We start from the raw sequence: 10,486 nt of genomic DNA, 5'->3' as shown, positions 1-10,486 counted from the left end.
CCCGCGCACCGGCCCCCTGCCGCTCTCCTTCGTCCAGGAGCGCGTCTGGCGTCTGGAGCAGTACCTGCCCGGCCTGTCCGCCTACACGATTCCCTTCGTCCTGCGCCTGGAGGGTCCCGCCGACGTCGCCACCCTGGAGCGCGCCATCCAGGAAGTCGTCCAACGTCACGAAGCCCTGCGCACGACCTACGACGCCGTGGACGGCAGGCCCGTGCAGCGCTTCCACCCCCACGTGCGCATCCCGCTTCCCCTCGTGCAGGTGGAAGGCACGCCCGAAGCGCGCGAGGAGGCCGCCCTCCAGTTCGCCCGCGAGGACGCCGCGCGGCCCTTCGACTTGGTGCATGGCCCCGTCCTTCGCACCACGCTCGTGCGCCTGCGCACGGACCTGCACCTGCTGGTCTGCGCCATCCACCACATCGTCTGCGACACGCTCTCCACGTCGCTCTTCCTCCAGGAGGTCGGGCAGCTCTACGCCGCCTTCCTCCAGGGCAGGCCCTCACCGCTCGCGCCCCTTCCGGTGCAGTACGCGGACTTCGGCGCGTGGCAGCGGGAGTCCCTGGCCGAAGCGCGCTTCCCCGAACAGGAGCAGTGGTGGCGGCAGCGACTGGCCGGCATGCCGCGCCAGTTGGGCATCCCCACCGACCGCCCCCGGCCCGCGAACTGTCCGCTCACCTCCGAGCGCATGGTGCTGGACTTCCCGCCCGCGCTCGCCGACGCGCTGGTCGCCTTCGGCAAGCGCGAGGGCTTCACGTCGTACATGACGGTGCTCGCCGCGTGGAACGCGCTCTTGCACCGGTACACCGGGCAGGCGGACCTCATCGTCGGCACGCCCATCGGCAACCGCACGCGGCCGGAGCTGCTGCCCCTCATCGGCTATGTGGCGCACTCGGCCGCCTTCCGCACCCACGTCGGTGACGACCCGAGCTTCCGCGAACTGCTGCACCGCGTGCGGCGCGAAGTCACCGACGTGCAGTCGCGCCCGGACGTTCCCTTCGAGCTGCTCGTCGAACAGCTCGTCCCCGGCAAGGACATTGGCCGGGACCGCATGGCCGACACCGTCTTCGTCTACCACTCCCGTCTGGAGATGGGCGGTGATGCGCTGGCGGCTGTCGGGGCCCGGGGCACCTTCGTCGAAGTGCCGGGCACGCCCGTGCAATGGGGCGCGACGCTGTCCGACCTGACGCTCATCCTCACCGAGGAGCCCGGGCGCGTGCACGGTGCGCTGGAGTACGCGACGGAGCTGTTCGATGCCTCCACCGCGCGGCGCATGCTGGAGCACCTCCAGGTGCTGCTCGGCGCGGCGCTTGTCCAGCCCGAAGCCCCGCTCTCCCGCCTGCCGCTGGGCACGGAGAACGAACGCCGAGCGTGGCCCGAACCGCGAGCCCTTCCCCTCGCACCCTCACTGCCTGCCCTCCTCCGTGAACAGGCGCGGCGTCAGCCGGACACCGTCGCCGTGAGCCAGGGAGAGCGGACCTGGACGTGGACGGAGCTGGCGACCCGTGCGCGGCGGCTCGCCGCGCGGTTGCGGGAGCTGGGCCTTTCGCCGGGAGAGCCCGTCGCGCTCTGCCTGCGTGCCTCGCCCGAGAAGCTGGCCGCGCTGTGGGGCGTGCTTGAAGCCGGGGGCGCTCCGGTGGCGCTCGGGCCCACGGATCTGGACTCACTGCCGACCTATGCCCGGGAAGGCCAGCCTGCGCCCCGCCTCGTCACCTGGCGGGGGCTCGTCACGTCCTCCCGGTTGGACGCGGCGCGGGTCCTTCAGGTTGAAGCGGTGTTGGACGACGCTTCGACAGCGGCGATGAACGGCGAGGAGCCCTCGCCCTCGCCGGACTCGCTGGCGTGGTTGCTGCCCATGGGCGCGGGCCAGCCCGCGTGGGCGCTAAAGCACGCTTCGTTGGCGGACTTCTTCGCCGGACTCGATGCGCGCCTTCGCCCGGCCCCGGGCACCACCTGGCTCGCCGCCTCCGAGCCCGCTCCCGAGAAGCCCGAACTCGAAGCCCTCTGGGCCCTCTCCCGCGGGCTGCGCGTCGTCTTCCCTTCCGAGGCCGTCACCTCGCGCCTCGCGCAGGGCCGCGAAGGTGCCGCTCCGTTGCAGATCAGCCTGTCCTACTTCGCCAACGATGAGGACTCGCTCACCGGCCCCAAGTACGAGCTGTTGATGGAGGGCGCGAAGTTCGCGGACGCGAATGGCTTCTCCGCCGTGTGGACGCCGGAGCGGCACTTCCACTCCTTCGGCGGCATCTACCCGCAGCCCGCCGTGGTCTCCGCCGCGCTCGCCGCCGTCACGAAGAACCTGCGCCTGCGCTCCGGCAGCGTCGTGCTGCCCCTGCATGATCCGCTGCTCGTCGCGGAGCAGTGGGCCGTCGTGGACAACCTCTCGCAGGGCCGCGTCGACGTGTCCGTGGCCACCGGCTGGCACGTCCAGGACTTCACCTTCGCGCCGCAGAACTACGCCGACCGCCGTAACATCCTCCTGCAGAACCTGAAGACGTTGCGGGCCCTCTGGCGCGGCGAGCGGCAGCGGCGTCCGGGCGGCAATGGCGTCACCGTGGAGGTGGGCCTGCGTCCGAAGCCGGTGCAGCAGGAGCTGCCGGTGTGGCTCACCGCCACCGCCAATCCGGAGACCTTCCGCCTCGCGGGAGAGCTGGGCGCGGGCGTCCTCACCGGCCTCTTCGCCCACTCGGTGGAGGAGCTGAAGCCCAAGGTGGCCCTCTACCGCGAGGCGTGGCGCCGCAATGGCCACCCCGGCCGGGGTCACATCACCTGCATGCTGCACACGTTCGTCGGTGACGACGAAGCGGAGGTCCTGCGGCAGGTCCGCAAGCCGCTGCTGGCCTACTTCCGGAGCTCCGCGGACATCACCGCGTCGCTGCTCGCGGCCCAGGGACATCAGGGCGAACTCAACAAGGTCTCGAAGGAGGACATCGACGCGCTGCTGGAGCACACCTTCGAGCACCACGCGAAGGGCACCGGCCTCATCGGCACGGTGGACAGTGGCCTCAAGCGGCTGCGCGACGTGCGCGCGGCGGACGTGGACGAGGTGACGTGCCTCATCGACTTCGGGCTGGAGACGTCCGTCGTCCTCCAGGGGCTCCGCCGGCTGGCCACGCTGCGCGAACTCCTGGTGGCCGACGAGGCCTCGCGACAGTCGCGCGTGCGGGGCGACCGGGACACGGGCGTCGGGGAGCTGCTTGCCCTCACCCGTCAGTCCGGCGCGGTGTTGGTGAACACCACCGCACGGCTGGCCCGCACGCTGGCGGACCTCCCTGGTGCGCACGAGTCCCTGGCCCCGGTGTCCGCATGGATGTTGGAGGGCGCGTCGACGGAGCTGGCCTCCGCGCTCCAGCGCGCCTCGGGCGGCACCGTGCTGCTCGCGGGAGAAGCCAGCGAAGGCGGCCTGCTGCCCCGGGCTACCGGAGAGAAGCTGCCCGCGGGGCTCCAGGCCTGGGTGCTGGACGCGGCGGGTGAACCCGTGCCCACGGGGGTCGTGGGGGAGCTGGCCCTCTCCGGCCCGGGCCTCCCCACGTCCTTCTGGAAGGCCCCCGAGGACGCGTCCCACCGCTGGGCACCGCACCCGCTGCGAGCCTCCGAGCGCCTCTACCGCACCGGCCGTCCCGTGCGCCTGCGCGCCGACGGGCACGTCGAGTCCGTGTCCCTGCCCGCCTTCAAGATCCCCGCGCCGCGCCCCGCGCCTGGCAGCACGCATCCCGAAGCGCAGCCCGCCACCGTGGACTCCGGAGCGAACCCGGTCATCCCGCGTGCGCCGCGCGGTGGGCCGTTGCCGCTGTCCTTCGCCCAGCAACGCCTGTGGTACCTCCAGCAGCTGGAGCCGGACAGCACCGCCTACAACAACGCGATCATCTTCCGGCTCACGGGCCCGCTGGATGCGCGGGCACTGCAGACGGCGCTCGACGCGCTGGTGGAGCGCCACGAGGTCCTTCGCACCACGTACGCCCTCTCCAGCACGCATCCCGTGCAGCACATCCACCCCACCGGCACGCTGCCGATGGACAGGGAGGACGTCCCCGGGGACACGGCCGAAGCGCGCGAGGCCGCCATGCTGCGCCGCTGCCAGGAGTACACCGCGACGCCCTTCCGCCTGGACACGGGCCCCGTCGCCCGCGCCCTCCTGCTGCGGCTGGGCCCCGACGCGCACGTCCTCCACCTGCTCCTGCACCACGTCGTCTCCGATGCCTGGTGCGCGCTGGTCCTCAGTCGCGAGCTGCCCGTCCTCTACGCCTGCGCCAGCGCGGGCGTGCCGTCCGTCCTTCCGCCGCTGCCGGTGCAGTACGCCGACTACGCCGTCTGGCAGCGCGAGTGGCTGACAGGCCCGGTGCTGGAGGAACAGGCGCGCTGGTGGAAGGAGCTGCTCCAGGGGGCCCCGCCGTTGGAGCTGCCCACCGACCGGCCCCGTCCCGCCGTGCAGTCCTACGCGGGCGCGGCCCATCGCTTCCACCTGCCGCGCGAGGTGTCGGAGCCCCTGCTCGCCGTGGGGCGCCGCGAAGGCGCTACGTCGTTCATGGTGTTGATGGCGCTCTACCAGGCGCTGCTCTCCCGCTACTCCGGCCAGGACGACTTCGCGGTGGGCACCCCCATCGCCGGCCGCACGCGTCCCGAGGTGGAGGGCCTGCTGGGCTGCTTCGTCAACACGCTCGCCCTGCGCGCGAAGCTCGACGATGCGCCGAGCTTCCGGGAACTCATCGCCCGCGTGAAGCAGCAGGCCCTGGGTGGCTACGCACGGCAGGACATGCCCTTCGAGCGGCTGGTGGACGTGCTCCAGGCGCCGCGCGACCTGAGCCGCACGCCGGTCTTCCAGGCCATCCTCAACGTCATCAACGTCCCGGAGGCCCAGACGACGGAGGGGCAGGGCCTGCGCATTGGCGGCGTGGACGTGCCAGTGACGACGTCCAAGTTCGACCTGACGCTGGAGGTCTGGGAGCAGCGTGACGGGCTGCGCTGCCGCCTGGAGTACGCCACCGCCCTCTTCGACGAAGCGACGCTGGCGCGGATGGCGGAGCACCTGACGGCGCTGGCGAAGGCCGTCACCGCCGCGCCGGACGCGCCGGTCGCGGGCCTGCCGCTGCTGTCCACCGAAGCGCGTGAGCAGGTGCTGCGCGGATGGAATGACACGCGCGTGGAGTTCCCGCGCGGCGCGAGCCTCCACCAGCTCTTCGAGGCCCAGGCTGAACGCACGCCGGACGCCATCGCGCTCCAGTCCGAGGCGCGGCGGCTCACGTATGGCCAGCTCGAAGCGCGCGCCAACCAGCTCGCGCACCACCTGCGGGCCCGGGGCGTGGGGCCGGAGACGCTGGTGGGCGTGAGCCTGGAGCGCTCGCTGGAGATGGTCGTTGCCCTGCTGGGCGTCCTGAAGGCGGGGGCCGCCTACGTGCCGCTGGATCCCTCCACGCCGGGCGAGCGACTCGCCGGGATGCTGGAAGACACCGCCGCGCCCGTCCTCCTCATCCAGGAGCGCTTCCGGAGCGCACTGCCTCCACACGCCGCGCACGTCGTCGCGCTGGACACGGAGTGGGATGCCATCGCGCGGCAGCCCGTCAGCCGTCCACGGGCGCTGGCCGGTGACGACGCGCTCGCGTACGTCATCTTCACCTCCGGCAGCACGGGGCGACCCAAGGGCGCGATGAACGCGCACGCGGGGGTCGTCAACCGCCTGCGCTGGATGCAGGCGCGGTACGGCCTGACGCCCGGCGACACGGTGTTGCAGAAGACGCCCTTCAGCTTCGATGTGTCCGTCTGGGAGTTCTTCTGGCCGTTGATGACGGGGGCGCGGCTCGTGCTGGCGAGGCCCGGAGGCCATCAGGAGCCGGACTACCTCACCGCGTTGATGGACCGCGAGGGCGTGACGACGGCGCACTTCGTGCCATCCATGCTGCGGGCCTTCGTGGAGGAGCCCGGACTGGAGCGCCTGACGCGACTGCGGCAGGTGATGTGCAGCGGCGAAGCCCTGCCCGCGGACCTGGTGCACAAAGCGCAGGCCCGCCTGCCCCACGCGGTGCTGCACAACCTCTACGGCCCCACCGAGGCCGCGGTGGACGTGACGTCCTGGGAGTGCCCGCGTGACGAAGTCCTGCGCGTCGTGCCCATTGGTCGTCCCGTGGCGAACACGCGGATGTACGTCCTGGATCGGAGGAACCAACCGGTGCCCGTGGGCATCCCGGGCGAGCTGTTCATCGGCGGCGTGCAGGTGGGTCGGGGCTACTGGCGCCGCCCCGCGCTCACCGCCGAGCGCTTCGTTCCGGATGCGCACGGCGACACGCCCGGGGCGCGCCTCTACCGCACCGGCGACATCGCCCGGTGGCGCACCGACGGCACGCTGGAGTACCTGGGCCGCGCCGACTTCCAGGTGAAGCTGCGCGGCTTCCGCATCGAGCTGGGTGACATCGAAGCCGCGCTCCAGGCCTGGCCGGGAGTGCGCGAGGCCGTGGCCGTCGTGCGTCAGGAGCACGCGGGAGATCCACGCCTCGTCGCATACGTCACGATCGAAGGCACCGCGCCCGACACCGCCGCCCTGCGCGCCTTCCTGCACACGCGGCTGCCTGAATACATGGTGCCCTCCGCGCTGGTCACCCTGGAGGCCCTGCCCCTCACGTCCAGCGGCAAGGTGGACCGCAAGGCCCTGCCCGCCCCCGAGGCGCCCACCACCGTGAAGGGTGAGTCCATCGCCCCGCGCGATGACACCGAGCGGGCGCTGGCGGAGATCTTCGCGCAGGTGCTCGGCGTCGAACGGGTCGGCGTCCAGGACAGCTTCTTCGAGCTGGGTGGTCATTCACTGCTCGCGACCCAGGTGGCGGCCCGCGTCCGTGCACGCTTCGGGCAGGAGCTGCCGCTGCGCACGCTCTTCGAGGCTCCGACGGTGGAGACACTCTCCCGTCGCCTCACGGGCAAGGCTGCTACCTCCGAGCCGCAAGCCTCGACGGTCGCGGCACCTTCCGAGCATCGCTCCGGCGAGGCCACGCCCACCCCGGAGCTGGAGGCAGCGCCCGTGCCGGGCGCGGAGCCTTCATCCGTCGCGCGGCAACCGGTCTGGTTCGTGGGGCAGCAGGAGCCCGGCTGGCACCACCGGGTGGTGCGCTACGCCGACACCTCCGGCTGGCAGCGTGAGCAGTTCCCTTCCGCGCCCGAAGCAACCAAGGCCGGGGCCCCAGCCTCCACGACCGTCCTCCCGCAGCCGCCCGCGAAGTCCGCCCGGGAGGCCACGAACACCGCCCATCCACCGGACGCTTCCGCCCTCACCCCGCTGACGCGCAGGGAGCGGCCGGAGGTGTTGCCGCTGTCGTTCGCCCAGCAGCGGCTGTGGTTCATCCACCAGCTTGGCGCCGTGGACGCGGCCTACCATGTCCCGTTGGCCCTGAAGCTGGAGGGCACGCTGGACCTCGTCGCGCTGCAACGGAGCTTCGATGCGCTGATGCGCCGTCACGAAGCCCTGCGCACCACGTTCCGCGCGCGTGAAGGCACCCCCGAACAAGTCATCCACCCCGCCCTCCCGCTGCCGGTGCGGCAGGTGGACCTGACGGGCATCACCGACCCGGAGCAGCGTCGCGCGGAGGCCGCGAAGCTCGCCGTCGAGGAGACCCGCAGCCCGTTCGACCTGGAGCAGGGCCCCCTCATCCGCGCCCTCCTCTTGAAGCTGTCCCCCACCGAGCACGTGCTGGTCCTCAACCAGCACCACATCATCTCCGATGGCTGGTCCACCGGCGTCCTGGTGCGCGAGATGGGCACGCTCTACGCCACCCTCTCCCGGGGCCTCCCCTCGCCCCTGCCCGAACTCCCGGTGCAGTACGCCGACCACGCCCTGTGGCAGCGCGACTGGCTGAGCGGAGCGGTGCTGGAGCACCAGCTCGGCTACTGGCGCCAGCAGCTCGAAGGCGCACCGTCACACCTGGAGCTGCCCACGGATCATCCACGCCCGGCCCGGCAGACCTTCCAGGGCGCGCTCATGCCGCTCACGCTTCCCCGAGCATCAAGCGAGGCGCTGGAGGCCCTGGCGCGGCGCGAGGGCGTGACACCGTTCATGGTGCTGCTGGCGGCCTTCCAGGTGCTGCTGGGACGCTACGCCGGCCAGGACGACGTGCTCGTCGGCTCCCCCATCGCAGGCCGCCGCCATGCCGAGTCCGAAGCGCTCATCGGCTACTTCGCCAACACCGTCGTCCTGCGCACCCGCCTGCACCCCGGTGACACCTTCCGCACGCTGCTCACGCGGGTGCGCGACACCACGCTGGGCGCCTACGAACACCAGGACCTCCCCTTCGAGAAGCTCGTCGAGGCCCTGCACCCCACCCGCGACCCAAGCCGCACGCCCTTCTTCCAGGTCACCTTCACGCTGCAGAACGCCCCCCTCCCGAAGCTGGAGCTGCCCGGCCTGTCGCTCCAGCCGATGAACGCCGATCCCGGGGCGATCCGCTTCGACCTGGAGTGGCTGCTGCACCGCTCCCCGGAAGGCTTCGCCGGAGGCATCAACTTCAACACCGCCCTGTTCGCACCGGCGACCGTGGCCCGCCTGGCCCGGCACCTGCGCGTGCTGCTCGACGCCGCGGTGGCCTCCCCCGCGACCCCGCTCTCCCGCCTGCCGTGGCTCACCGCCGAGGAGCGCCAGCAGGTGCTGGAGTCCTGGAGCGGCACCACCACCGAGTACCCGCGCGAAGCCTCCGTGCCCGCGCTGTTCACGGAGCAGGCCCACCGCACCCCCGACGCGATCGCGGTGAGGGCCCCCGGGAGCACCGGCGCCTTCCAACCAGACGCGCCACGAGAACTCACCTACGCGGAGCTGGAGCGCCAGTCGAATCAGCTCGCGCACCACCTGCGACGCCTGGGCGTGCGCCCGGGGGATCGGGTGGCCCTGTGCGTGGAGCGCTCGCCGGAGCTCATCACCGGAATGCTCGGCATCCTCAAGGCCGGCGCGGCCTACGTGCCCGTGGAGGCGAAGGCCCCGACGGCGCGCACCACGTGGATCCTCCAGGAGGCGGGCGTCAGCGTGCTCGTCACGCAGGAGGCGCTGGCGGATGAGCTGCCAGCGGTGGCCGGCCTGCTGGTCCTCCTCGATGCGGAGGCGGAGCTGCTCGCGAAGCAGCCCGCCACGCCGCTGGACGTGCAGGTGCCGGCCGAAGCGCTGGCCTACGTGATGTTCACGTCGGGAAGCACCGGCCGCCCCAAGGGCGTCACCGTGCCCCACCGGGGCATCGTGCGACTGGTCCGAGGCGCCTCCTTCCTCCAGACCGGGCCCGGCGAGGTGTTCCTCCAGGTGGCCCCGGTCGCCTTCGACGCGTCCACGCTGGAGGTCTGGGGTCCGCTCCTCAACGGCGCGAAGCTGGTGCTGGCGCCGCCGACCGCGCTGTCCTTGTCGGAGCTGGCCACGCTGTTGACGGCCGAAGGCGTCACCACCCTGTGGCTCACCGCCGCGCTGTTCGAACAGATGGTCCTGCACGAAGGCGCCTCCCTTTCGCGCGTGCGACGGGTGCTGGCGGGCGGTGACGTGCTGCCCGTGCCACGCGTGCGCGAGCACCTGGCGCGGATGGCGCCAGACGCCGTGCTCCTCAACGGCTACGGCCCCACGGAGAACACCACCTTCTCCGCCACGCACACGCTGCGCGCCGGGGACACCGTGGAGGGCACCGTGCCCATTGGCCGGCCCCTGTCCAACTCCACCGCGTGGGTGTTGGACGCCGCGCTCGAGCCCACGCCACCGGGCGTCCCCGGAGAGCTGTACGTCGGAGGCGACGGCCTCGCCTGGGGCTACCTCCAGCGGCCCGACCTCACCGCCGAGCGTTTCACCCCCCATCCCTTCGCCACCCGGCCGGGCTCCCGCCTGTACCGCACCGGCGACCGGGCCCGCTGGCGCGAGGACGGGACGCTGGAGTTCCTGGGCCGCACCGACTTCCAGGTGAAGATCCGCGGCTTCCGCATCGAGCCCGGCGAAGTGGAGGCCGTGCTGCGCCAGTCCCCCGACGTCCGCGAAGCGGTGGTGCTGGCGCGCGAGGACGTGCCCGGGGAGAAACGGCTCGTCGCCTACGTCGTGGGCACGCAAGCCGGCCCCGGCACCACCGACCGAGTGAGGGCGTTCGCACGGCAGCAGCTTCCCGACCCGCTGGTGCCCTCCGCGTGGGTGGAGCTGCCAGCCCTGCCGCTGTCCCCGAACGGCAAGGTGGACCGCAAGGCCCTGCCCCTGCCCGAAGCGGCCAGCACGGACGCAACTGCGCGCGAGGCCCCCCGCGATGCCGTGGAAGCGCGGCTCGCGAGCATCTGGGCGGAAGTGCTGCGCCTGGACCCGGAGACGGTGGGCATCCACGACGACTTCTTCGAACGGGGAGGCCATTCGCTCCTCGCCACGCAGGTGGTGTCGCGGATCCGCCGGGTGTTCGGGGTGGAGCTGCCCCTGGGTGAGCTGTTCAACGCGCCCACCGTGGCCGCGCTCGCAGCCCGACTCTCCACCTTCGCGAGCACGTCCCAGGTGCCCCCGCCCCTCACGCGCGGGCCC

Annotated in this window: 1 protein-coding gene; it reads left to right on the top strand. The window is 72.3% G+C overall.

Annotated features, from left to right (window positions below):
• Positions 1–10,486: non-ribosomal peptide synthetase (locus D7Y13_RS31290; protein WP_120630867.1), on the top strand; the 10,486-nt coding region annotated here is incomplete at both ends.

This window comes from Corallococcus praedator, assembly GCF_003612125.1.
GTDB classification, from domain to species: domain Bacteria; phylum Myxococcota; class Myxococcia; order Myxococcales; family Myxococcaceae; genus Corallococcus; species Corallococcus praedator.
Note: the sequence above shows the minus strand (reverse complement) of the source record. Positions and strands in the feature narration are given on the sequence as shown.